This window comes from Vibrio ouci (assembly GCF_004551525.1).
In the GTDB taxonomy this organism is placed as follows: Bacteria; Pseudomonadota; Gammaproteobacteria; order Enterobacterales; family Vibrionaceae; genus Vibrio; species Vibrio ouci.
The window spans coordinates 1-25,108 of record NZ_SATR01000005.1; the positions used below are offsets into that span (position 1 = coordinate 1).

The 25,108-nt window shown below is 44.9% G+C and carries 18 protein-coding genes and 1 pseudogene; 11 read left to right on the top strand and 8 right to left on the bottom strand.

Annotation, left to right across the window (positions count from 1 at the left end; genetic code table 11):
* Both ELS82_RS05025 and ELS82_RS05030 read right to left on the bottom strand, forming a co-directional pair.
* Positions 1-677: cache domain-containing protein (locus tag ELS82_RS05025; RefSeq protein ID WP_244230755.1), on the bottom strand; the 677-nt coding region annotated here is incomplete at its 3' end.
* 199 nt (positions 678-876) lie between these two features.
* Positions 877-1,350: a GNAT family N-acetyltransferase gene (locus ELS82_RS05030; protein WP_134834488.1), complete on the bottom strand. Its 474-nt coding sequence runs from the start codon at positions 1,348-1,350 to the stop codon at positions 877-879.
* A gap of 159 nt (positions 1,351-1,509) precedes the next feature.
* On the opposite strand from ELS82_RS05030, the pseudogene ELS82_RS05035 reads away from it, so the two are divergent.
* A pseudogene (locus tag ELS82_RS05035) lies at positions 1,510-2,508 on the top strand (2-hydroxyacid dehydrogenase).
* Positions 2,509-2,558: 50 nt separating this feature from the next.
* Here the strand turns inward: ELS82_RS05035 and ELS82_RS05040 are convergent.
* Complete coding sequence (locus ELS82_RS05040) at positions 2,559-4,919, bottom strand: ATP-binding protein (protein ID WP_134834489.1); 2,361 nt, start codon at positions 4,917-4,919, stop codon at positions 2,559-2,561.
* 204 nt (positions 4,920-5,123) lie between these two features.
* On the opposite strand from ELS82_RS05040, the gene ELS82_RS05045 reads away from it, so the two are divergent.
* Positions 5,124-5,618 carry a hypothetical protein gene (locus tag ELS82_RS05045; RefSeq protein ID WP_134834490.1) on the top strand — a complete coding sequence of 165 codons (495 nt, stop codon included), beginning with the start codon at positions 5,124-5,126 and terminating at the stop codon, positions 5,616-5,618.
* A 12-nt stretch (positions 5,619-5,630) separates the two neighbouring features.
* Positions 5,631-7,253: an ABC transporter ATP-binding protein gene (locus ELS82_RS05050; RefSeq protein WP_134834491.1), complete on the top strand. Its 1,623-nt coding sequence runs from the start codon at positions 5,631-5,633 to the stop codon at positions 7,251-7,253.
* 91 nt (positions 7,254-7,344) lie between these two features.
* On the opposite strand, the gene ELS82_RS05055 is transcribed toward ELS82_RS05050, so the two are convergent.
* A complete protein-coding gene (locus ELS82_RS05055; RefSeq protein WP_134834492.1) occupies positions 7,345-8,244 on the bottom strand; it encodes a LysR family transcriptional regulator in 900 nt (299 codons plus the stop codon).
* 155 nt (positions 8,245-8,399) lie between these two features.
* On the opposite strand from ELS82_RS05055, the gene ELS82_RS05060 reads away from it, so the two are divergent.
* From ELS82_RS05060 to ELS82_RS05085, 6 genes are all read left to right on the top strand, one after another.
* Positions 8,400-10,091 (top strand): L-lactate permease, encoded by a 1,692-nt coding sequence (locus ELS82_RS05060; protein WP_134834493.1) that lies wholly within the window; start codon positions 8,400-8,402, stop codon positions 10,089-10,091.
* Positions 10,092-10,248: 157 nt separating this feature from the next.
* Positions 10,249-11,388, top strand: a complete 1,140-nt coding sequence (gene lldD / locus ELS82_RS05065; protein ID WP_134834494.1) for an FMN-dependent L-lactate dehydrogenase LldD — start codon at positions 10,249-10,251, stop codon at positions 11,386-11,388.
* A 101-nt stretch (positions 11,389-11,489) separates the two neighbouring features.
* A complete protein-coding gene (locus ELS82_RS05070; protein WP_134834495.1) occupies positions 11,490-14,327 on the top strand; it encodes an FAD-binding and (Fe-S)-binding domain-containing protein in 2,838 nt (945 codons plus the stop codon).
* Between the two features lie 147 nt (positions 14,328-14,474).
* Positions 14,475-15,263, top strand: coding sequence for a PhzF family phenazine biosynthesis protein (locus ELS82_RS05075; RefSeq protein WP_134834496.1), 789 nt, complete (start codon positions 14,475-14,477; stop codon positions 15,261-15,263).
* A gap of 219 nt (positions 15,264-15,482) precedes the next feature.
* Complete coding sequence (locus tag ELS82_RS05080; protein ID WP_134834497.1) at positions 15,483-16,253, top strand: YMGG-like glycine zipper-containing protein; 771 nt, start codon at positions 15,483-15,485, stop codon at positions 16,251-16,253.
* A gap of 124 nt (positions 16,254-16,377) precedes the next feature.
* A complete protein-coding gene (locus ELS82_RS05085) occupies positions 16,378-16,995 on the top strand; it encodes a lipase family alpha/beta hydrolase (RefSeq protein ID WP_134834498.1) in 618 nt (205 codons plus the stop codon).
* Positions 16,996-17,040: 45 nt separating this feature from the next.
* On the opposite strand, the gene ELS82_RS05090 is transcribed toward ELS82_RS05085, so the two are convergent.
* Positions 17,041-19,791, bottom strand: a complete 2,751-nt coding sequence (locus tag ELS82_RS05090; protein WP_134834499.1) for a M16 family metallopeptidase — start codon at positions 19,789-19,791, stop codon at positions 17,041-17,043.
* Positions 19,792-19,954: 163 nt separating this feature from the next.
* Between ELS82_RS05090 and ELS82_RS05095 the strand changes: the two genes are divergently transcribed.
* Positions 19,955-20,299, top strand: coding sequence for an ArsR/SmtB family transcription factor (locus ELS82_RS05095; protein WP_134834500.1), 345 nt, complete (start codon positions 19,955-19,957; stop codon positions 20,297-20,299).
* 79 nt (positions 20,300-20,378) lie between these two features.
* The gene (gene arsB / locus ELS82_RS05100; RefSeq protein ID WP_134834501.1) at positions 20,379-21,458 is read left to right on the top strand and encodes an ACR3 family arsenite efflux transporter; all 1,080 of its coding nucleotides are present in this window, start codon (positions 20,379-20,381) and stop codon (positions 21,456-21,458) included.
* A gap of 39 nt (positions 21,459-21,497) precedes the next feature.
* Here the strand turns inward: arsB and ELS82_RS05105 are convergent, their stop codons facing one another.
* From ELS82_RS05105 to ELS82_RS05115, 3 genes are all read right to left on the bottom strand, one after another.
* Positions 21,498-23,549 carry an EAL domain-containing protein gene (locus ELS82_RS05105; protein ID WP_134834502.1) on the bottom strand — a complete coding sequence of 684 codons (2,052 nt, stop codon included), beginning with the start codon at positions 23,547-23,549 and terminating at the stop codon, positions 21,498-21,500.
* Between the two features lie 259 nt (positions 23,550-23,808).
* A complete protein-coding gene (locus ELS82_RS05110; protein WP_134834503.1) occupies positions 23,809-24,204 on the bottom strand; it encodes a GFA family protein in 396 nt (131 codons plus the stop codon).
* A 9-nt stretch (positions 24,205-24,213) separates the two neighbouring features.
* Positions 24,214-25,065, bottom strand: a complete 852-nt coding sequence (locus ELS82_RS05115) for a mechanosensitive ion channel family protein (RefSeq protein WP_134834504.1) — start codon at positions 25,063-25,065, stop codon at positions 24,214-24,216.
* Between the last annotated feature and the right edge of the window lie 43 nt (positions 25,066-25,108).

Below are 25,108 nucleotides of genomic sequence, written 5' to 3' on the forward strand. Positions count from 1 at the left end.
TTTAAAGCTTTAAGTGTGTATCGCAAAGGTAATTTAGTTACTGGGTGCTTAACGGTGCCTTTGTGGAGGCTTGAGCCGTATGCAGTGAAAGTTGCACGTACGGTTCTGAGGAGGGAGGCACCTGGCAACAGGTGCCGCCTATCCGACATACCAGAGCCGACCATCCAGCCCCAAGGTTGAAACATCGTGGCATAACTGGTTTTAGGATCTAATGTTTCTTTGTCTGGATTTCGCCAGTAGTAATCGACAAAACCGCCGCCACTTTGCGCCGTCTGATAAAGTTTCTGCACAAAGTACTGACCATTACTGTCTTGTAAGTTCATTATGTTGGTACCAAGTAGGGAGAGTACGCCTGTTGAAAGCTGATACCCTTCTCTATCACCAACAAAAATATAGTTGTCACCATCAAAACGCATAGCCGTTATGGTCTCCAATGCTCTGGCTTGAGCCACCTCCTCCGACAGTGCACCGTTTTGGCTCTGTTGGTGATAATATTTGACGACCCCCAATGCACTTTCAACCATGGTTTCAACGCCACGTTCATAGTTTTCTCGCATGTGCTGGCGAGATGCATCGATATTAAGGAAAGTATTTGTAAGCAGACTGATCGCAAACAGTCCAAGAATTGACCATGCCCTAGCAGCAATGGAGACTTCTTTAAGTTTCGTTACCAACATAGTTATATACCCTAGCCAAAATTATAATGAATTACCGACCTTCAAAACCTTATTAAATAAGCGGTTAAATAGGATCGATTTAGATTTTTATTAATTTCAACGTAGCAGTAATTTTTATGCTTTGTGTAACAATGATATGAAATTAGTAACACTTAAGAGGTACTAATAAATTAGTCATCTCAAGTGTTTGATATTTACCTTACGCGTGCAACTTCATCAACATAATATGCTGTGGGCCTGCAGCTCCACCTAAATAACATTCATTGGTGTCATGGAATCCATTTTTGACGTAGCACTGGTATGCATTGGTATTCTTGCAGTTAACGGTTAGATAAATCGAGTGATGATTTGGGTAGTGCTGAGCAAGATAGCCACGCAGTTGACCCATAACTTTCCCGCCATAACCTTGGCCTTGCTGGTGTTGATCGATCAAAAATGCGCGAAAGCCTAGGCTTCCGCTTTCTGCGAATTCATACGACTGTGAATACAGCATATCAATGAGAAAAATACCAATCACCTGATCATGTTTAAGCACTATATGCGGGTGAGTATGTTCGTCGGCATTAATTAACACTTCATCGATTGTACCTACATAGGGCAACTGTTGTTCGGCGACCGATAATTGAATCACTTGCTCAAGCAATTCTGTTCTCAATGGAGCTAATTTGACCATACTAACCATTCAACCAAATAAAAATTATCGCTCAATATAGATCAGACAGTTACCTCATTCCAAGCTCCAAAATAGCCCTTAATAATTCATGGTTTATTTTTGTTGAAATAAGGTATTCAATAAAGGGATTACTCTCCCCGCAATCTTTGAGAGGTTTATATGATAGATGTCGCGGTATTCAGTTCTAAATCTTATGACGAAGTTTCTTTTTCAAAAATTAACCAAACTCATGGTTTCAATCTCCATTTTCACGAGTTTCAACTAAACAAAAAAACCGCAAAGATGGCCCACGGTTGCCCTGTTGTCTGTGCTTTTGTTAATGACGACCTATCAAAAGAGGTATTAGAAGCTCTGTCAGAACAAGGTGTAAAGCTTATTGCCATGCGTTGTGCAGGCTTTGATCGTGTTGATCTAGAAGCAGCAAAACAGCTGGGTATCCAAGTGGTGCGCGTCCCGGCCTATTCACCTGAGTCTGTAGCCGAGCATACAGTTGGCCTAATGATGAGCCTCAACCGTCGATTCCATAAAGCCTACCAACGCACTAGAGATGCGAACTTTAACCTTGAAGGCTTAGTGGGTTTTAACTTCTACGGCAAAACCGTCGGCGTTATCGGTACAGGTAAAATTGGTATTGCGACCATGCGCATCCTAAAAGGTTTAGGGATGAACATTCTTTGTCATGACCCGTATGAGAACCCAATAGCAATAGAAATGGGCGCAAAATATTGCTCAAAAGAAGAGCTATTCCAGCAAAGTGACATTATTACTCTGCACTGCCCAATGTTTAAGTAAAACTACCACTTACTCGATGAAGCAGCTTTCAATCAGATGAAAGACGGAGTGATGATCATTAACACCAGCCGCGGCGGGTTATTAGACTCTGCCGCTGCAGTAGAAGCGCTAAAGAAAGGTCGTATTGGCGCTCTTGGACTTGATGTTTACGAGCACGAAAAAGAGCTGTTTTTCCAAGATAAATCGAATGACGTTATTGTTGATGATGTTTTCCGCCGCCTATCAGCTTGCCATAACGTTCTATTTACTGGTCACCAAGCCTTTTTGACTAATGAAGCTTTAGGCAACATTGCAGAAACTACTCTGACAAATATTGAGGCGTTCGCCAATAACCAAGCTTCTGGGAACGAAATCATTGAGTTTTAAACTCACTCAATAAAAAAGAGCCCCAATCTTGGGGCTCTTTTCGTTTTTTGCTATTTTCTTAACGCATTGAGTTTCGCCTGAGCGATACCGTAAATAGTATCAATTGGGTAACTGCCTTCTTCACTTGGCGTACCTGCAGGCTTGCCAGTAAACAATTCAATCGCTTCTGTTACATGGTCAATGGCCCAAATATTAAATTCTCCTTTCTCTACGGCTTTGACAATATCAGGACGTAGCATCAAGTTATGCATGTTTGAGCGAGGAATGATCACCCCTTGGTTTTCATTGCGGCCTTTGATAGCACACACATCAAAGAAGCCTTCAATCTTCTCATTCACCCCACCGATTGGCTGAGATTCACCAAACTGGTTCATTGAACCCGTAATCGCAATATCTTGGCGGTTTGGCTGCTTTGAAAAGGCAGACACTACTGCACAGAACTCCGCCATACTCGCACTATCACCATCCACGCCACCATAAGATTGCTCAAAGGTAATGGTCGTACTCAGCGGAACCTTGGCTGTTTTACCAAATACTGATGATAGATAAGCACTTAGGATCATCACCCCTTTGGAGTGAATACTGCCGCCGAGATCAACACTGCGCTCAATATCGATCACTTCACCGTCACCGTAACAAGTAGTGGCCGTAATTCGGTTAGGCGCACCAAACATGTATTCGTTTGTACTGAGCACGGAAAGCGCATTCACTTGGCCAATCGCTTCACCTTCTGTATGAATCAAGGTAGTGCCATTGATAAAGCTTTCCATCACGCTGTCTTTCAGTCGACTAACGCGCATCTCTTGATTGGCTAGCGCTTCTTCCACATGGCTACAACGAATCATATTGGAGTTCGCTTGCTTCGCCACGTAATTAGATTCACGCAGTAAGTTAGCAATGTTCGCAGAGTGCAGAGAAATCTTATTCTGATCCCCTGCTAATCGAGAGCTGTGCTCAATAATGCGCGCAATAGCCTTACGATCGCAGTGAAGCATGTTGTTGTCATTCACAACACTAGAGATGAACTTGGCGTATTGCAGCTCGGAATCCGCATCACGCTTCATTTCATCTTCAAAATCTGCTGTCACTCGAAACAGTTCACTGAACTCTGGATCATAGTGCTGCAGAAGTTGATAAGTACGATAATCACCAAACAGGATAATTTTCACATCCAATGGTATAGCTTCAGGATCGAGCGAGACTGTCCCCGTTAACGTGAGTTCTTTTTCCAGCGAGGTAAAGCTCAGTTGTCTCGCTCTCAACGCTCGCTTAAGCCCATCCCACACATAAGGTTGCTCAAGAACCTTCTGTGCATCCATGAGCAGCACACCACCATTGGCTTTGTGCAAACTACCTGGGCGAATCAACGAGAAATCCGTAAACACCGTACCTTTGAATGTCGCGGTTTCAATGTAGCCAAACAGAGTGTGGTAGTTCGGATTCTCTTCAACCACAATTGGGAAGTCTTCGTTTTTACGGCTTACTAAGACGTTAACCTTGTAGCGGCGCGGCAATTTCTTATCAAGAGATGCGGTTGCTGCTTCACCTTGCTCAGCACTTTGCTCCAAGAAAATATCGGCGTTTTCGACAATGTCCGCTTGCAGCTCTGTAAGGTAGGTCTTGATCGCTGGGTAACCAGAGTAGTCCTTCTTCAATTGCTTAATGAAATGCGTAATAACGTCTAACGTCACATCGTCATTGAGTTTTTTGATCTTCTCGCTGTACGTCTCTTCCCATTCAGTGAGCTGCCTAACCATGGTTCGAAGCTGAACTTCAAGGTTATCAATCGCGGAGCCAAAGTACTCTTGCTCTTTTTTACTCAGCTCATCAAACGTCTCTTCACTGTGCAGATCTTCCCCATTCATCGCGACAAATTGATAATCACCTTGGGTAGTAATCGTTAAGCTGATCCCTTTGGATTTCGCGTCTTTGGTGATTACCGCAAGCTCGGCTTCTTGCTTAGCTGCCAATTGATTTTTTAACTTATCAGCACGGCTAAAATAGAGCTCATTATCAAACGCAAGTGGCATTGCGTTAACCAATTTTGACATCAGCTTTTCGATATCTTGCTTGAGCTTACTGCCAACACCACACGGCAGCTTTAGCACTCTTGGCGTACGAATATCTTCAAAATTCGCCACATAGCACCAATCAAACAGTTCAGTGGCATCGTGTTGATGACGGTTAAGGTAACGGAGGATCATCGTCCGTTTACCTAGGCCATTTTGGCCAATCGCATAGATGTTGTAGCCTTTCTCTTTGATCGACATAGCAAACTCGACAGCTTTTTGTGCTCGCTCTTGTCCGACAATTTCGTCGATAGGCGGTAACTCTTTTGTCGACTTGCTTTCTAGTTTTTCTAGTTCAGCTGTTAGGTATAGCTGACTGGCTTCAAGTCTTTGAATTGTCATCACTCTATCCTTGTGTTGAATACTCTATAAGAACTAGTTTAGGCCAGATTTGGTTATATTTTAGTGACTTACAGCCAATTCGGGTTTAAGTGATTACTTTTTATCCATTCACGTGCAAATTTTAACAATTAAATGATAACCATTTGCATTGGTTAATGAATTGCATTTAAATATAGCGATGATTCGTTAGCGGAGTATATGGATATGGATTTGCAACAGTGCTGGACACACTACCTCAAAGCAGAACAACTATTAGAGCAAGGTCATTGGCCTGAAGCTCATTACCTGTATGACCAAGTACTAAACCATCTTCCTACTCACCTACAACACGCGGTAACGGACGAAAATACCAAACCGTGTCAGTTTGGCTGCCTTGTCACTGGACTGCGTGATGCTGCGGTCTCTCAATCTGAAATCCTAAATAAGATGGGACAGCATCAACAAGCGTTCGATCTGCTCAATCAAACCTATGCTCAACTTCAGTTTATCTCCATCGAAACATTCGATTTGGTCAATGCGACGCAGCACATCATCCACAAACAGTGCGAAGACTTATTGACCCACATGGGTGCGTTTTGCAGTGCTCAACGCAGCGCACAATGGATGCTTGAGTTTGAAGGTGTACAAAAGGCCCACCACTATTTTACAACGCTAAAGCAATACAACGCTGTCATGGAACAGTCGAACATAATAAATTAATAAGGAAATATCATGTCACAGACGACCATTTTATCGGTTAAAAACCTATCGGTGAGCTTTACCACCAATGATGGTATTGTCGACGCAGTCAAGGATGTCAGTTTCGACCTATTTCAGGGCGAAACCCTCGCAATCGTAGGTGAATCAGGCAGCGGCAAGTCCGTTTCAACTAATGCGTTGATGCAGCTATTACCCAATAATGCTCTGATCCACTCTCAATCTCATATTGAATTCGAAAGCAAATCATTGCTTGATCTACCTGAAAAAGAGATGCAGTCGATTCGCGGCGACCGTATCGGAATGATTTTTCAAGAACCGATGACGTCATTAAACCCGTTTATGCGCGTTGGTATTCAAGTGGCTGAAGCGATTATGTGCCATCGCAGTGTGACCCGCTCGCAAGCAAAAGCGAAAGTGCTGGAGCTGTTCGATTTGGTTCATTTGCCAAACCCGCAGCAAGCTTACACCAAGTATCCACACGAGTTCTCTGGCGGTCAGCTACAGCGCATTATGATCGCCATGGCGCTAATTAATGAACCTGACATATTGATTGCCGATGAGCCAACAACTGCGCTAGACGTGACTGTACAAGCGGAAGTGCTTAACCTGATCAAAGAAATTCAGGCCAAAATGGGCATGTCTATCTTATTTATCACTCACGACTTAGGGGTAGTTAAACACCTTGCTGATCGAGTCATCGTGATGTGTAAAGGGGATGTCGTTGAGCAAGGAGAGTGCGACGCGCTATTTGCTAACCCTCAGCACGAATACACGCAAATGCTGATCAACTCGATACCAAAAGGCAGCAAAGACCCGATTTCAGAGCATGCCCCTGCTCTACTTCAAGCTGATGATATCCGTGTGAAGTTCCTTATTAAATCTCACTTCCTACCAAGCAAGAGTCAATATTTTGAGGCGGTTAAAGGGATCTCGTTAGAGCTAAAACAAGGTGAGACCTTAGGTATTGTTGGAGAGTCTGGCTCAGGTAAATCGACCCTTGGACGCGCGCTTATTGGATTACTTCCATCGACAGGTCGCATCCAATTTAGAGGGCAAGATCTTGCTAACCTCAGCGAGAAGCAGCGCTTTGAGCTCAAGAAAGATGTTCAAATGGTGTTCCAAGATCCATATGGTTCGCTATCTCCACGCATGACGGTCGGTGACATTATTACCGAGGCACTGACCGTTCACCAGCCACAGTTAACGCGCCAACAACGCATGGCTCGTGCACGCAAAGCGCTGGAAGAAGTAAGACTCGACTCGCATTCTATTAACCGTTATCCACACGAGTTTTCTGGAGGGCAACGACAGCGTATTGCCATCGCACGCGCGCTGATTCTTGAGCCTTCGTTCATCTTACTGGATGAGCCAACATCGGCACTCGATCGTTCGGTTCAGTTGACGGTTATCGACTTGCTTAAAGATATTCAAAAGAAACATAACATTGGTTTCTTGTTTATCAGCCACGATCTGAGTGTCGTAAAAGCGCTGTCAGACCGAGTATTGGTTATGCAGAAAGGCGAAGTGAAGGAACAAGGCACCGCTGATGAGATATTCCATAACCCGCAAAGCGACTATACCAAGAAACTGATTGCCGCTTCCTTCGATTTAGATGAAGAAATCGAAGCAGCATAGGTCAACCTGACCTAGACTTAATAAGTTCGGTTTGGCCGCCGACTTAATGCCGATGCACGGATGCATCGGCATTTTTTCATCATAAGAACGATCAGAAGTAGTGAGAGATAGCTAAGTAGCGAGTTCGAATATGCTCGATCAGTAGCTTTACTTTGTTTGGCAGCTGACGAGTAAATGGGTAAACCGCATATATTCCCAATCGCTTGCCAACTTGTTCTGGAAACAGATCGACTAACTGCCCATTGCGAATGTCGTGATAGACCAAACAACGCGGCACGTAAGCAACACCGTGTCCACCCAACGCGGCCTTTCTAAGCGCGGTTGCGTTATCAGTCGAAAATGAGCCAGACACTTTAACGATGTAGTTGCCTTGCTTTGCTTTGAATTCCCACTCACTTGCCCCCGTCGTCTGATAAGCATATTGAAGACAATTGTGTAAGGTGAGATCTTGTGGCTCATTGGGTTTGCTGTTGCGCGCAATATAGGCAGGCGACGCACATACCACCCATTGCGAATCGAGTATATGCCGAGCGATCAAACTGGAGTCCTCTAGGTAACCAGTACGAATGACTAAGTCATATCCGCCCTCAACTAAATCAACAAAGCGGTTATCAAGCGACATATCGACTGATAAACCGGGATGAAGGTTACAAAACTCGGCGACAGCGTCAGCCAAGATCAAATCACCAGAAATGGAGGGAACAGACATTTTGATATGACCGCTGACATTTTCACCAAAGCCTGAAACTGCGTCCATAGCCTCCTGAGTGGCTTGCTTCACAGTTTTGGCGCCTTGGGTGAGTGCCTTACCTGCCTCGGTCAACGTCAATTTACGCGTTGTTCGATATAATAGCTGAACACCTATCTCCTCTTCGAGTCTGGCAATTCTTTTGCTAACTACCGAATTTGTAAGGCTATTTGCTTCAGCCACCTTACTAAAGCTGCCCATTTCAACCACTTGAGAAAATAGTATTAGGTCATCTGCACGCATTGATTATGTCACTTTTGGAACTAATTATTTTCATTATTTCCCTATATCCACAAAAAATAAAGAGGTAAATTCACCTCCAATTAACAAACACGTCACAAATATAAATTCTAAGAAACTCTACAGAGTTCAGCCTACAGAATGTAAAGGACATACTAATGAGTGAAACAATACTTGCCCTAGTGGCTTTCTCACCAATCGTGGTGGCAGCCATACTCCTTGTCGGTCTCAACTGGCCGGCCAAAAAAGCCATGCCTGTCGCTTTTGGACTGACCGTTGTTATCGCCCTATTCGCTTGGGATATGTCGACGACTCGTGTCATCGCCTCTATTTTTCAAGGCTTAGGTATCACCGTTTCGGTCCTTTGGATTGTGTTTGGTGCTATTTTCCTGCTCAATACGCTCAAACACACCGGAGCTATCTCCACCATTAGAAACGGCTTCACCAACATTTCCCCAGACCGTCGTGTTCAAGCCATCATCATCGCCTGGTGTTTTGGTTCGTTCATCGAAGGGGCCTCTGGCTTTGGTACGCCTGCAGCGATTGCCGCACCGTTACTTGTCGCGATTGGTTTCCCGGCACTTGCAGCAGTTCTAATGGGCATGATGATCCAATCGACGCCAGTATCATTTGGCGCTGTAGGTACACCTATCATTGTTGGTGTCAACAAAGGTCTCGATACCCACAATATTGGCGAGACACTCATTGCTAACGGTTCAAGCTGGGAAGCGTACTTACAACAAATTACATCCAGTGTCGCACTGATCCATGCCTGTGTTGGCACATTGATCCCTGTCTTAATGGCGATGATGCTAACTCGCTTTTTTGGCAAAAATAAGAGTTGGACTGAAGGGTTAGATATCTTGCCATTTGCCATCTTTGCTGGCCTTGCGTTTACTATCCCTTACGCGCTAACTGGCGTGTTCCTTGGTGCTGAATTCCCATCATTGATTGGTGGTTTAGTTGGCCTTGCTATCGTTGTATCTGCGGCTAAACGTGGTTTCCTAGTGCCAAAATCAACATGGGACTTCGAAGACGAAAACAAATGGCCAGCCGAGTGGTTAGGTTCGCTTAAGATTGAACTGGATGAGAACAAGGCTAAACCAATGAGCATGGTGTTGGCTTGGTTCCCTTATGTCTTACTCGCTGTTGTTCTGGTTGCCAGCCGTGTTAGCACAGAGTTTAAAGCGGCTCTACGTAGCGTGAGCCTATCTTTTGGTAACATTCTTGGTGAAACAGGTATCAGTACCGCTATACAGCCTCTGTACCTGCCGGGTGGCATCTTAGTCTTCGTCGCACTTATTGCTGTATTGCTTCAATCGCGAAGTGTCGCGCCTCTAGCAAAAGCATTTGGTGAATCAAGTAAGACGCTGATTGGCGCCGGCTTTGTATTGGTGTTCACCATTCCTATGGTACGTATCTTTATCAACTCAGGCATCAATGGCGCAGAACTAGCAAGTATGCCTGTGACCACGGCTAATTTTGCAGCTGGCCTCGTTGGTGATGCCTTCCCAGCATTAAGTGCCACTGTAGGTGCTCTGGGGGCTTTCATTGCGGGTTCAAACACCGTATCCAACATGATGTTTAGCCAATTCCAGTTTGAAGTGGCTCAGACGTTAACGATTTCAAGCGCTGTCGTCGTTGCTCTGCAAGCCGTTGGCGCCGCTGCTGGCAATATGATTGCTATCCACAACGTCGTAGCTGCATCGGCAACGGTAGGTCTTTTAGGTCGTGAAGGCGCGACGCTAAGAAAAACAATTATTCCAACCATGTACTACTTATTGGTAACAGGTGCGATTGGCTTATTCGCCATTTACGGCCTACAAATTACCGATGCATTAATGAAATAAAGACTTCGATTTGAGGCGTTGTTACTTGCCCCCTGACAATAGACTAGTAACTACGAAAGCAGTTACGCCACATGAGTAATAACGCCTCTTCTTTATCGAGCAATACCCTATAAGCCTCCATAGAGGGGTGACAGTTAACGAATGATAGGACTGACATATGATTATCTCTGCCTCTACAGATTACCGAGCAGCTGCAAAAGCAAAGCTACCTCCGTTTCTTTTTCACTACATCGATGGCGGCTCATACGGTGAACATACACTGCGAAAGAACACCGAGGATCTTGCTAATATCGCACTTAAACAACGTGTGCTAAACAACATGGAAGATCTCAGCCTAGAAACTGAGGTGTTCGGCGAAAAGCTATCAATGCCAATCGCTTTAGCGCCTGTTGGTCTGACTGGTATGTATGCCCGTCGCGGAGAAGTCCAAGCCGCTAAAGCCGCAGAGAACAAGGGCATTCCATTTACTATGTCTACGGTTTCTGTCTGTCCCATTGAAGAGGTTGCGCCAGCGATTGAGCGCCCAATGTGGTTCCAACTCTATGTGCTGAAAGATCGCGGCTTCATGAAAAACGTCTTAGAGAGAGCAAAAGCCGCCGGAGTGACTACGCTGGTCTTCACAGTCGATATGCCAGTACCGGGTGCGCGCTATCGCGACATGCATTCAGGCATGAGCGGACCAAACGCGGCTGCACGTCGTGTATTTCAGGCGATGCGCCACCCAAGCTGGGCCTTTGATGTCGGGCTATTGGGTAAACCTCATGACCTTGGCAATATTTCCACTTACCGCGGTGAGCCGACCAAGCTTGAAGATTACATCGGCTGGTTAGGTGACAACTTCGACCCTTCTATCTGCTGGAAAGATCTTGAATGGATTCGCGACTTTTGGGACGGCCCTATGGTCATCAAAGGCATCTTAGATGAGCAAGATGCGAAAGATGCGGTCTCTTTTGGTGCTGACGGCATCGTTGTGTCTAACCACGGCGGCCGTCAGCTAGATGGGGTACTTTCTACCGCGAAAGCACTCCCTTCTATTGCGGACGCAGTCAAAGGGGACTTAAAAATATTCGTCGATTCTGGGATTAGAACCGGACTAGATGTGGTGCGTATGCTGGCACTTGGCGCTGACTGTACTCTACTTGGCCGATCTTTCATTTATGCGCTGGCGGCTCAAGGACAAGCTGGGGTTGAGAACCTGCTCGATCTGTACGAGAAAGAGATGCGCGTCGCAATGACATTGACCGGCGCTAAAAGTATCAAAGACTTAAACAGAGAATCACTGGTCAAGATGAAGTAAATTCAGAGGGTGTCACAGCAAACAAATTGAAACTGTGACACTTTTTCTTCTACTGGATAAATAAAAAAGACAACACCAGTGGCAAACACAAGGAAGCTTACATGTCGAATCGTCTCAACGATAACCGCTATCAACAGCTCGAAGCCCTGCTCGCAGTTGAAATCGAACAAGAAAGAATCATCACTGAACATGCTAAACGCTTAGCTTACGGAACTGACGCCAGCTTTTATCGACTGGTTCCACAAATAGTGCTGCGACTTAAAAATCTTGAAGAAGTCATTTATGCGATTCAATGTTGTCGTGAGCTGAACATCCATTTTACTTTTAGAGCCGCGGGTACAAGTTTATCTGGGCAAGCCGTGTCTGACTCCGTTCTCTTTACCTTAACCGATGACTGGCGCGGTCATGAAATCATCGATGATGGTAACAAGATTCTTCTTCAACCTGGAGTGATCGGTGCTGATGCCAATAAATACCTTGCGCCATTTCAACGTAAGATAGGTCCGGATCCCGCTTCAATTAATACTTGTAAGATTGGTGGAATCGCTGCCAATAACGCCAGTGGCATGTGCTGCGGCACCGCTCAAAACTCTTACCGAACCATTGATAGTATTAAGGTCGTATTTAGCGATGGAACCTTGCTTGATACTGCGAGTAAAGAAAACATTGCCGCCTTTAAAGCAACTCGTCCCGATATCATTGATGGCTTAAATGCGCTCATCAGCGAAACTCAAAACAATGAAGTACTAAGTGAGCGAATCCGCCATAAATATCGCTTAAAAAACACCACTGGTTACGCCCTTAATGCACTAGTCGATTTTAGTGATCCAATCGAAGTCCTAGAACACTTAATGATCGGCTCTGAAGGTACACTCGGCTTTATTGCGGAGGTCACCTACAACACAGTTATTGAACACAACTTCAAAGCCTCTACTCTGTTGGTTTTCGCCGATCTTGAAGAAGCGAGCCAAGCCGTGACAACGCTGTCAAAGACTCCGGTTGCCGCTGTGGAACTTATGGATGGACGAGCATTACGTTCGGTCGCTGACAAGCCCGGCATGCCGAGCTTTATCCAGCAGTTAGATCTAGAAGCGACGGCGCTATTGGTCGAGACCCACGCAAGCGATCAAGCGACTATTGATACTCAATGCCAAACGATAATGACCGCACTTGAAGACTATTCCATTATTGAATCGGTCCCTTTTACGTTAGATCCTAAAACTGTCGCTACGCTTTGGGGGATACGAAAAGGTATGTTCCCTGCTGTCGGCGCCGTTCGAGAAGTGGGCACCACTGTCATTATCGAAGACGTCGCTTTCCCTGTAGAAAACCTAGCCAATGGCCTTCGCGACCTTCAAGCGCTGTTTGATAAATACCAATACTCTGAAGCGATCATTTTTGGCCATGCATTAGAAGGCAACCTCCACTTTGTCTTCACTCAAGGTTTCGAATCTCAAAACGAAATCGACCGCTATGGTGGCTTCATGGATGATGTCGCTGAACTCGTTGCTGTGAAATATCAAGGTTCGCTAAAAGCTGAGCATGGTACCGGGCGCAACATGGCACCTTATGTTGAATTGGAATGGGGCAAAGATGGCTACCAGTTGATGCAAAAGATCAAAGCTCTATTTGATCCACAAGGACTGCTAAATCCGGGCGTCATCATTAACGATAACCCTCACTCGCATCTTGAAAATTTAAAGCCGATGCCCGCTGCAGACTCGTTGGTTGACCGCTGTATTGAATGTGGCTTCTGTGAGCCTGTTTGCCCTTCTCGCACATTAACCCTCTCGCCTCGTCAGCGTATCGTTCTCTACCGCGAGCTACAAAGAAGACGCGCGTCCGGAGAGCAAACTGAAGCGACTGAGTTAGCGCAAATATTTGAGTACCAAGGGCTAGATACCTGTGCGGCCACCGGGTTGTGTGCCGATCGCTGCCCTGTTGGCATCAATACTGGCGAGCTTGTTAAACAGCTGCGCACTGAGAAATACCAGAAGTTTACCCCGATTGCCAAGTGGACAGCGGATCACTTCAGCACCACAACCGCCCTAACTCGCGCATCACTCAAAGCGAATAAGCTTGCGGTCAAAGTGATTGGAGAAAGCAGCGTTGCGAAGGTAACAAATGGCATTCGCAAGGTGAGCAAAGGCAAGACACCAATTTGGCTACCTGAGACTCCTCAAGCAAACTCTCACGACTTGGATAAAGCGATGGAACGGCTGGTTCGCTCGGACAAGAAAGTCGTTTACCTTCCTTCCTGTGCGTCACGTACCATGGGTCAACAAATCGATGCTGATGATCAAAGAAGCCTGACCGAGGTGACATTGTCACTTATCAAGAAGGCGGGATTTGAAGTTATCATCCCAGAGTCTCTTGATGAGCAGTGCTGTGGTATGCCATATGACAGTAAAGGTATGACTGACATCGCGAGTGAAAAGTCTAAGCAGCTTGAAACCGCTCTCTGGAAAGCCAGTTACGAAGGTGAATACCCGATCCTTATGGATACAAGCCCTTGTGCAAAACGGAGTATTGAGAACTTTACCCGCCCATTAGAGATTCTTGAGCCAACGGGTTTTGTTTCCAAATACCTTATCGACAACCTGTCTATATCACCCAAGCAAGAAACCGTGATGTTACATGTCACCTGTAGCTCTCAACGTATGGGACTAACGAATGACATGCTAAACCTCGTGAAACGATGCGTCTCTGACGTGGTTGTACCTGAACATATTACATGTTGTGGCTGGGCGGGCGATAAGGGCTTCACTACACCAGAGCTTAATGCAGCAGCCGTTCATCCATTGAAGCAACAAGTACCAGAACATTGCCAGCGCGGTTTTAGTAACAGTCGAACCTGTGAAATCGGCCTATCGCATCATAGCGGCATCCCCTATCAATCCATCCTGTATTTGGTTGATGAGGTTAGTAGCCCGCTATAAACCTGCCTCAACATTTAAGTAAAATTAAATGTTGCCTAGGGGTGCTTCTGTTAGAGCTTGATCGCACCCCTAGGGTATTTTCCTCCCTTAGATGTAACAAAAGATAATAATTTGTCCATCTGGTTCAATACCTCATAAGGAGTGACTATGGAATTTGAAATGTTTGTCTGCGATGCGTTTACCCAGCAGAGATTTAGCGGTAACTCAGCAGCGGTGGTCCCACTAAACGATTGGTTAAGTGACGATGTGATGCTCAATATCGCTGCCGAAAATAACTTGTCTGAGACCGCATTTATCAAACCAATTGGTATCGACCGATTTGAGATTCGCTGGTTCTCTCCCCTTTGTGAAGTTGATTTTTGTGGCCATGCGACACTCGCTTCTGCCTATGTCCTTTTTCAGCATTTTGATGCGGGCGAAGTGATTCAATTTGAAACCAGAACAGTGGGTCCATTAACGGTAGAAAAAGACTTATCAGGTCGTATATTAATGTGCTTCCCACTGCGTGAGCCTGTACCAGTAGAAGCGCCATCAATGCTGCTTGAAGGACTCTCTATTCAACCAAAAGAAGTGCTTAGAAGCGAGCAAGCTTACTTTGCCATTTATGACAACGAACAAGACATCATCGACTTAGAAACGAAAAGTGAATATCTAAAACAGCTTGCGCCTTACGATGTGGTAGTGACAGCGGCAAGTGAAAAATACGACTTCATTTCACGTTACTTCTGGCCAGCGAATGGTGGTGATGAAGACCCAGTGACTGGCTCCATTCATGCTGGACTCGCCCCTTTCTGGGCCAAAAGATTAAATAAACCTAATTTATTAGCCTATCAGGCATCAAAACGCGGCGGCACACTTTACTGCCACGTCGAACCTGAGCAAGTTATCGTATCTGGCGATGTCGTCCCTTATTCACACGGGAAGATATTTGTCTAACACCCAATAGTTACACCCATTCATCACTGGTGGTTATGAGCGATATAATCACCAGTGAATAGATCCTTTTGTTCCCATAACGTAGCCTAAATCTAAAGCAACGAAGCCGTGAAATAGTCTGAAATATACCGTTACGCTTTAATGCGTTTCACTCACAGGACTCTGACAATCACTGGTTACCGTTTTACGAAATAAAAAACACTGTTTTAGGAACTGGTTATGAACCCTACAATCAAAACATCTCTTGCAATTGCCCTTTCGCTTCCCCTTCTTGCAGGCTGTGTAACCCCCGGAGAAGACGATCCTAATGCACTCACTAAGCAAGGTGCTGCTGGTGGCGCATTACTTGGGTTAACCCTTGGCGCGTTAACGGGTGACGCTGAACTCGCAATGCAAGGCGCGATTGCCGGAGGTGTCGCGGGTGGTGTTGCTGGTGCTTCAGCCGATATTCAAAACAACCGTGAAGCAAGCCGTTCTAGTAGTCGTGATGATGCCATTGCTCAGATCGGCAATAACAACGCGCAGCAAAACGCACCTGCTGTTCAGCAAAACTGGGACAAGTTAGATAACTTTGTTGGTGAGTGGAACGTCAACATTCAAACGCACAGCAAAGATATGAACAAGGTTAAGCCTCTAAATGCAAATGGCTCATTGGCTAAAACCACCCAAGCGGACGTGAGTATTGCTAATGACCAAGGCATCGATCTCACTGCGGCATTTTCTTATACCTCAGCGGATGGTTACCAAATGGCAATCATCAATAATACCAAGGACGTGAGCGTAAATTTTGCAGGCGAAAAGCAAAGCAGTTCAAGTCGATACAACTTCTACCCTATCAACACTAACGATATCATTTACCAAGATATAAACAGTGCTGACATTCATGTTGAACTTGGTTTCGCTGGTCCAAATGTTTGGCTGCTTGAGAGCTATGCGTTTATTGAGGGTGAGCAGCAAAAACTACAAACCTTCCGCTTTACTCGCAGTTAATTGCAGGATTCAGACTTGAGTAACGAATAGTGCTTTCCAGAGCACTATTCGCTTAGTAGTGACACAGTGTATAATCATCTTCTTACTTAAGCGTCTGAATTAAAACGATAGTTAGGAGGTATTAATGAAAGTGATTATTCTGCATGGTTTGTATATGCACGGTATGGTCATGCAGCCTCTTGGCCACAAACTCCGTAAATACGGCTATCGAACCAAGATCCTTTCGTACAATAGCGTCGCGATTAATGAGCAACGTCTTTTCTCTCTACTCGATAAAACCTTATCAGACTCGATGCCCAATGTTCTCGTTGGTCACAGTTTGGGTGGTTTGATCATCAAACGTTATTTAGAACACCGCCAACTTCCCACATCGAAAGTCTCGCACGTCGTTACTATTGGTTCACCGCTCAAAGGCGCGTCAATCGTCACCAGGATTCAAGAGTTGGGCATGAGCGCTATACTCGGAAACTCCCCCGACTTTGGCCTGAAACAGCACGAGAGTGCATGGGCATTGCCGCAAAAACTCGGCAGTATTGCGGGAACTTTGCCATTAGGAGTACGCTCTTTATTGTTAATGGATAATCGAATGATGTCCGATGGAACCGTTACGGTTGAAGAAACTAGACTTGAAGGGATGGCGGATCACGTTGAAATTAAAAGTAGCCACACCAGCCTAATTTATAGTGCTTTGGTACCCAACCAGATCCATCATTTTATCCAAAACAATTGCTTCCAAAACTAAAAAAGCAGCGCCTAAAGGCGCTGCTTTTACACGTAACTCACCAATCTACTCTTTCGGAGTCAATGTGTATTTTGTTTTCAGCGATTGCTCACCAAAAACTTGTTGAATACGCTGATTAAACGCCTCTTTTGTAATTGATTGAGCCATGCTCTCTACATCAGTCAACGCATCAACGCCATAACCATGCATCAAATAACGCGCGTAGAACCAAGTTCTTTCGACCGTATCATCAGCTAAGGGTTGTAGCGCAACGACTAGCTGTTTTGCCACCAAATCCACATCTTCTTGGTTAACACCTAACAACAGTTGTGCAATTACTTTATCGACTGCAGCGTCGACTTTACTGATATCACTAGGGGCTACCTGCGCTTCGATAAACCAGTCGGTGCTCGGTTCACTATCTTGTGCAGTGACATAGTTATCTGGCGCATAATCAAGACCTAAATCTTCTCGAATATACTCCGTTAAACGCTTTGAAAGCAGACGCTGAATCATATCGTCGATAAACACAGATTCGACGTCATTGTTTGCAACGCTTGGATTTGTCACACGAACCAAGTAGTAACTATTTGGCTCATTGTGAATTGGCATATCGATACGCGATTTCGGTTTCAGATTGTAGTCCGCAGAGAATGCATAGTCTGAAGCTGCTTCTAGTGGAATCGATGCAACATAGAAACGTAACATCTCGCGAATTTCAGCGGGCAATAGATCAGCGACAATGACCAGCTTGTTCGAACGATTTACCGAAAATAGCTGCTTATGAACTTCTTTTACTTGGGCTTCCGTCACCATCGACATTTCAGGCGCCGATACCATATAGTGGTAGCTCTGTGGCAAATAGCTGTTACGGTTGATTTCGCGTGTCCATTTTCCTACTGGAGTATCTAGGTAACGGTTAATGCCTTCGATATTTTCACGCGCTACCGTCTCAAGTTGTCTATTCGACACGTTGGCGTTCGTCGCAATGTTGAACATCACATTAAGCGTTTCCGCCAGTTTATCTTTAGGTGCGCCTATTTCTAAGCCATGGTGCGTGAAACCAATAAATGGATAGATTTCGATACTGTTGCGTCGTAGATATGAATCTAAACCTGAACCATCAAACCCACCGATACCACTTCTTGTAATTGTCGCTACCGCCAGTTCTGAAGCCGGATATAAGCTTGGATCCAGTACTGCTTTACCGCCCTGGCTACCATACACTAAACGCGCATATTCCCCAGCGTCAGGATCAGGTTCAAACCAAACTTCGACACCATTCGATAATTGCCAGACGGTAAAGCCTGAATCTAATGTTTTTTCACTAACGATTGCCCCACTACCGTCAGGACGACTTAACTCATCTTCTGTTGCGGCTAATGTTAGGGGTTTGACACCTTGCTGCTTCAACTGCGTACGTACACTCGGCATTGTCAGAGCAAGTGCTTCAACCTGACTTTCCGAGCTCGCACCTAACACTAAGCTGTAATCTTGCTTCAAGAACTGCGCAAGCTGCTCATTAACTCGTTTAAACGTCGCGTACTTAATGAACTGCTCTAAACTCCGCTGATAATCTTGCTTAGATTGAATCGGTTCGCCAAACGAAATCGCATTGACTTTCGACTCGGCTATATCCGTCGCGCTTCGCTGCTCCCACTGTTCATCAACGGTTTTCACTTGTTGGAGGTAATAAGCCATGGCAGCTTCAAGTTCAAGCTCAGAGACGCCATGATCCCTTAACGAAGCGAGTGTCTCGATAAACAATTTTTGCGTCGCCACTCTTTCAGCGTCAGAGAAGCTCACTGACATAAGCGCATAACGTCGATAGTTAATGTAATAAGAAGAAGAGTATAAGCTCTGTACTGGCTGGGCAGCCTGAGCCAAGTTGGTATCTAGACGCGTCCAAATCAGCTGTTGAATAATATCATCCATCCAAAGCTGAGTAAGGTCACTATGAGTCTCTATTGCTGCTGGAGCTCTATCAATAAGCAGACTGATACTAGGCGCGTCATATTCACCAATAACCTCAGTTAAATCGTTCAGACTCAGCGCTATTTTCTTAACATCTGTACCATCAGGCAGTTGCCCACCTTCCCAGTTCGAAAACTGGTCTTTGATCAGTTTCTGCGCTTGCGCAGGCGTTACATCGCCAGTAATCACGACTTCAGTTAATTGAGGATGGTACCAAGCCTCATAAAATGCTCTGATAGAGTCTGAGGTCGCCGCATTAACAGACTCTTTTGTTCCGAGTGGATCAAGATGTTCTAGAGCCGTCCCTTCGATGAGTTGGTCATAATACTTTTCAGATAGTGATTTGTTTTCAAGTCGCGTCCGGCGAAACTCTCCTTGAATCACCCCTTTCTCTTTTTCTATTTCCTGAGGTGATAAATCGAGACCATCTGCGATGTCGCGCATCCACTTCACGCCATTGCTTAGCTGATCTGAATCAGGCAGATCAAGTTGATATACCGTTTCATAGTAAGAGGTATAGGCGTTGATATCCGCACCAAAGGTTAACCCAGAGTGCTCGAACAAATCGACAATGTCATTGGAACTAAAGTTACGTGAGCCATTAAAGGCCATATGTTCTAAGAAGTGAGCGTAACCCTTTTGGTTTTCGCTTTCATGCGCTGAACCGATGTGCACGTACATACGTAAGGCAACCGACTCATCATCTGTTGGGTAAATATGGTAATGCACCCCGTTATCCAATACGCCTGAAGTCCAACCAGAATCCGCCTCAATTGGCACTTCCTGCTTTGATTGTGTGCATCCGACAAGCACTAATAAAATTAATAGAAATATTTTTTTCATAGCCATTCTTTATTGTTATAGGTTCATAGCGAATATACGACAAATGAATAGATTATTTTATAAATTTCATAGCCTTATTTACATTTCCGCGATCTGGTTGCAGATTTGATACAATCGGCGTATTATCTATCGTGATTCGACGATTAACCTTATTGGATTGGGAATGACTAAATCTCAGTGTAATACCACCAGCAGCAAAGCGTTTGAGTCTTCTGAACAAGAACGTGCTCAAGAGCTTCATCTCGCAGCTCAAGCGAAGGCAATTTCTCACCCGGCTAGAGTCAGAATTATTAAAATCCTGCTCAACTTGGAAAAAATGGGCGGTTGTTTGAATAGTGATCTAGTGTCTGAACTAGGCCTCGCGCAATCCACAGTTTCAGAGCATTTAAGAATACTGAAACAAGCCGGATTTATTACTGCTGAACCAATGCCACCAAAAGTATGTTATCGCGTTAACATGCCTGAGATTGAGCAGTTCTCTAAACTGTTAAGCTCAGTATTTAGCTAATTACCACGGGAAGTTCTTACTTCCCTTATTTTAAAATCAACCAATCGCCATTCGACGATAAACGAAAGAGAGTGTTGCCATGAACCAACAAGTCGCAACCAACAATGAAAAATCAGCTTCCGCATCAACCAACATGGGCTTTCTAGACCGCTACCTGACCGTGTGGATCTTTGTCGCTATGGCCATTGGTATTGGCATTGGGGTGCTATTTCCTCAAGTCGCTGAGTGGAATGAGTCAATGTCAGTCGGTAGTACCAATATACCGTTGGCTATTGGCTTGATCCTGATGATGTACCCACCTTTAGCTAAGGTTAATTACGGCCTGCTAGGTAAGGTCCGCAAAGATAAGAAAGCTATTACCCTCTCGCTAGTGATGAACTGGATTGTGGGCCCTATTTTGATGTTTGTCCTTGCGCTGACATTCCTTGGTGACAAACCGGGATACATGGTCGGTATTATTCTGATTGGTTTGGCTCGCTGTATTGCTATGGTGCTTGTATGGAATGATATTGGTGGAGGTAACAAAGAGTATGGTGCCGCACTGGTCGCACTAAATAGTGCCTTCCAAATTGTGACTTATAGCTTTATGGCGTGGCTATTTATTACGGTTCTACCTCCAGTACTCGGCTACCAAGGCTTCGATGTTGATATTTCTATGCTAGATATCGCAGAAAGTGTCTTAGTCTATCTTGGTATTCCTTTCTTGGCTGGTTTCCTAAGCCGTAAATGGCTTACAGCACTAAAAGGCGAGCAGTGGTACAACGAGGTGTTTATCCCAAGAATTTCACCAATCACTCTGATCGCCCTACTTGCGACTATCGTGCTTATGTTCAGCTTAAAAGGCGAGATGATCTTTGAGTTGCCGATGGATGTTTTCCGAGTCGCAATTCCACTAGCGATATACTTTGTTGTGATGTTCTTTGTCAGCTTCTTTATCGGCAAAAAAATGGGCATCGATTACGACAAGAACGCTTCTATTGCGTTTACCGCTACTGGTAATAACTTCGAGCTAGCGATTGCAGTAAGTATTGCGGTATTTGGTCTCAACTCAGATCAAGCCTTCGCGGGTGTTATCGGTCCTTTAATTGAAGTGCCTGTATTGATCGCCCTCGTCAATGTTGCGCTAAAAATGAAGAACAAATATTACCCTCAGCGCTAAAAATCAACAAACCCCGGTAGCTCATACCGGGGTTTGTTATTAAGCCAAGATAACGTCTTGGCTATGCGTCAAACTTATCAAATCACTCACTTCATTGAATGGCATCGGTTTGAAAAAGTAGTAGCCTTGAATCAGCTTAATGCCCTGCTCAGCAATAAACTCTAGCTCCTCTTGCTCTTCCACTCCTTCCACAACGATTTGCGCTCCAGTCAGTCTGACTATTTCACTAGTTAGACGGAACATTTCTCGCCCATTACGATGCTTTAAGTTGACGACTAAAGAACGATCAATTTTGACTTTATCGTAGTCGTATTTTCCTAAATAACCAATCGACGAATACCCTGCGCCAAAATCATCCAAAGCGATACCAATACCGCGTTCTTTCAGTTGTTGGAATACGCCCCAAGTCGCTTGCTCATCTTGTATCAGCAGATCTTCGGTAATCTCTAGTTCAACTTGATGGAATTCCAATGCACTTTGTTCAATCAAGGAAATCACCGTCGTCGCGAAGCTCGGGATCAAGAAGGTCTCTGTCGATACATTGATTGAAACCTTAAACTCCGCATCCTTCGCTAGCGGCGAGACTTCATCCAGTGCTTTCTGGATTACCCACAAATCGAGTTCAGACGTCAGACCAAGTTTAGAAAAACTCGCTAAAAAGCTCGGTGGCGTAATCGTTCCATCCTCAGCTTTATGCCTGATAAGAACCTCCAGTGAGCTCACTTTATTGCTCTCTACATCAACTTGAGGCTGATAGAACAGGACGAATTCCCCATCCTGTTGCAATTTACTAATTTGACGCTGGGCAACAAGGTTACTACTCATATGAGGAAGCAGCGCAACATTGCGTCCACCACCTATCGATTCATAGTTAAAGAACTCGTCAGAAGAGCCTTTAGAAAAGATCGCATGGCTACCAATCACCTTGTCCATTTGCTTAAAGAAAGGTAAGTAAATCACAATACCAATAATAACAATGACAAACTGCAATAATGCGCCACTGATATGCTCGCCTGTCGCCAAATATCCACTAATAAATGCAGGGGTCATCCAGCTGACAAATTCCGAGATCGGTGGAACCATCCCCAACAGCGTAGCGACGTAAGCAATACAGATCGCCACCAAAGGAGTAAGCAAAAATGGGATGATCAACACAGGGTTAAATATGACGGGTAACCCAAACAAAATCGGCTCGTTAATATTGAATATGCTCAACACTAAAGTCGCGATCGCTAAGTTCCGGTAACCTTTATTACGAGTAAAAAAGAGCATACATAACACTAAGCTCAGTGTATTACCCGCTCCGCCGATACCTGCGTAGATATCATAGAAGTTACTGGTCAATATCGGTAAGTCGGTTCCCCACTCTTTGTATAGTGCAAAACTGCTGCTGGTCAGCTCGTACAATTCCGCTTTAAATGGCGAAAATATGATGTGACCATTAATGCCTATGCTCCACAACAAGTTACGAATAAGTTCATACCATAGCGCATCAAACAGTGAGTATACCCCTAGCTTTGGCACCAGCGCGCTCACGTCAGTACAGGATTGAAACCATGCACCCAATACGTGGCCAATCACTGTATAAACAAAGACCAATAGTACCGTCGCACAAATAAGGTTGATTGACTGATCGACGACATTAGGTAGTTCACTGTTTACAAACACTCGTCGTCTCGTCATATAACGAACCGATAGTGCCACCAACAGCGGGGTTACAATCGCTAGTGGATAGTTCGCTGGCAATACTGAGCCAGCATGCAGTAGCCCCCACTCATTACTTAAAATGACGTACACGAGTATAGATGGCGTCACAATGATGGTGCGCGAAACTTTGTGAAACGTAGATAGAAATAAGGCGTAGTAAACCAGCAGCAACAGTGGAAATAGCTTCCAAACAAGCGTACTGATAAAGACTAAGTGTTCTGAAAGTGACGTATACCCAAACCAAGATAAGCCGTTACCAATCAACATGGTAAAAGCTGACAATAGTGATACGGGAAGGAGCATAACGAAAACATTACATAGCCCATTTAGGTATGCGTTTTCGGAAACCTTAGTGAATAGGTTATAAATCGATTTGTTGTACATTAAGGAATTATTAAGCCGTTATTATATCGATAACCAGCGTGCCTGCCTGCACGCTACTGTTGCCGAACTTACAGCAGTTCCTTAATGAGTTGTTGCTTTCCTTATGCTGTGCTCCATCTTGAGTGATTGAGCTCATATCGGCAATTGCGCGCAACATACTCCATTTCAACAAACACTTCGAATCAAGTATTTAATCGTATCGACAAGCAATTGCTATCAATAAGAGTTGTCTGATTTTATCCTCTTGATCGCAGTGATTCTAACGGTCTGCGGGGTGGTTCACGCCATCATTGGTGACAACTTCACCAAGATCGAAAGGGTTCACCCCTTCTAAGCAGCCAACATTATAACCATATTCATCTGGGAACGAACGTCGCTGGTGATGAGTGTAAATTCCGCAATGTGAACAGAAAAAGTGCTTCGCTGTGTTGGTATTAAATTGATAGAGCTTTAACGCCTCTTTTCCTTTTACAATCCGGATGCCATCAAGCTTTACCGAAGCAACGATGGCCCCTTTACGACGACATATAGAACAGTCACATCGACGAGGATTTTCGATACCATTGGGTAACGTCAGCTCAAGCTCTACCGCTCCGCAATGACAAGTCGCTTTATGTTTAAGATTGATATCCGTTTCACCGATTTTGTTAATCATACTTATCCCTTAGTTTGATTGCTCTTCACACGGAAAGCGTTCCTCATAAAGTGCCATGAAATCGGCACGAATTTCTTGCTCTAGATGGGTTGCCTTATCCGTTGGGCAGAACAGCATAAAGTGCACGACTTGCTCACCCGTACCACCGCTCGTGATATGGATATGAGGTTCAGCGCCTGGTAAATCGACACCAGCATGCTTCTCAATCATTGCATTGTAGCGTTTGGCTACTTCATTGAAGTAATTAGTGTGTTCATCAATCTTTTCTAACATGAGTGGCACCAGAGGGTACAGGTTGACGAACTTAGGCACGATGATAGCGAAGTCATGGTAAACATAGCGCTTCATGAAATTGAGATTTTTCACTGGGTAAGTGAAGAACATGCTATTAGGCAATGTGGCCGTCTTACCTGTGTAGTGATACTGGCCGTGGTACAAATCAATCTCTTGGATGACGGTAGCCATCATATTGTGCTCGATCACCTCGCCACAGATTTTGCCCACTTCAATCCAATCACCAATGCGAAATGAGCGAGAGCTTGCACGCTGAATAGAGCCTGTGAAACATAAAATGATTTCTTTCGACGCTACAACGATTGCAACGGCAATCGCGGTCACCGACAGCGCAAATTCATTAATCTCTGATTGCCAGAGAATAAACAGCACTAGCACCGTAATGATGAAGGTGCCGTTTTTGGTCCGAGACATCCAATTTCGCTGCTCTTCGGAGACAAAAGCCACATCACCACGAATCATGGATAAGATCACACGACGTGTTATCGCGATAAGGACGATAACCAGTGCGGTAAAGACAAGTTTATGGGATAGAAGAAAATCGATGGCTGCTTGTACTTTCTCCACGTACGGCTCCTGCTATTAAAAAGGGGCGTTAATCGCCCCCATT

Bases quoted from the DNA above. Each gene is read 5' to 3' on its own strand.
- ELS82_RS05030 (WP_134834488.1), bottom strand. From the start codon at position 1,350: ATGGTCAAATTAGCTCCATTGAGAACAGAATTGCTTGAGCAAGTGATT.
- ELS82_RS05040 (WP_134834489.1), bottom strand. From the start codon at position 4,919: ATGACAATTCAAAGACTTGAAGCCAGTCAGCTATACCTAACAGCTGAA.
- ELS82_RS05045 (WP_134834490.1), top strand. From the start codon at position 5,124: ATGGATTTGCAACAGTGCTGGACACACTACCTCAAAGCAGAACAACTA.
- ELS82_RS05050 (WP_134834491.1), top strand. From the start codon at position 5,631: ATGTCACAGACGACCATTTTATCGGTTAAAAACCTATCGGTGAGCTTT.
- ELS82_RS05055 (WP_134834492.1), bottom strand. From the start codon at position 8,244: ATGCGTGCAGATGACCTAATACTATTTTCTCAAGTGGTTGAAATGGGC.
- ELS82_RS05060 (WP_134834493.1), top strand. From the start codon at position 8,400: ATGAGTGAAACAATACTTGCCCTAGTGGCTTTCTCACCAATCGTGGTG.
- lldD (WP_134834494.1), top strand. From the start codon at position 10,249: ATGATTATCTCTGCCTCTACAGATTACCGAGCAGCTGCAAAAGCAAAG.
- ELS82_RS05070 (WP_134834495.1), top strand. From the start codon at position 11,490: ATGTCGAATCGTCTCAACGATAACCGCTATCAACAGCTCGAAGCCCTG.
- ELS82_RS05075 (WP_134834496.1), top strand. From the start codon at position 14,475: ATGGAATTTGAAATGTTTGTCTGCGATGCGTTTACCCAGCAGAGATTT.
- ELS82_RS05080 (WP_134834497.1), top strand. From the start codon at position 15,483: ATGAACCCTACAATCAAAACATCTCTTGCAATTGCCCTTTCGCTTCCC.
- ELS82_RS05085 (WP_134834498.1), top strand. From the start codon at position 16,378: ATGAAAGTGATTATTCTGCATGGTTTGTATATGCACGGTATGGTCATG.
- ELS82_RS05090 (WP_134834499.1), bottom strand. From the start codon at position 19,791: ATGAAAAAAATATTTCTATTAATTTTATTAGTGCTTGTCGGATGCACA.
- ELS82_RS05095 (WP_134834500.1), top strand. From the start codon at position 19,955: ATGACTAAATCTCAGTGTAATACCACCAGCAGCAAAGCGTTTGAGTCT.
- arsB (WP_134834501.1), top strand. From the start codon at position 20,379: ATGAACCAACAAGTCGCAACCAACAATGAAAAATCAGCTTCCGCATCA.
- ELS82_RS05105 (WP_134834502.1), bottom strand. From the start codon at position 23,549: ATGTACAACAAATCGATTTATAACCTATTCACTAAGGTTTCCGAAAAC.
- ELS82_RS05110 (WP_134834503.1), bottom strand. From the start codon at position 24,204: ATGATTAACAAAATCGGTGAAACGGATATCAATCTTAAACATAAAGCG.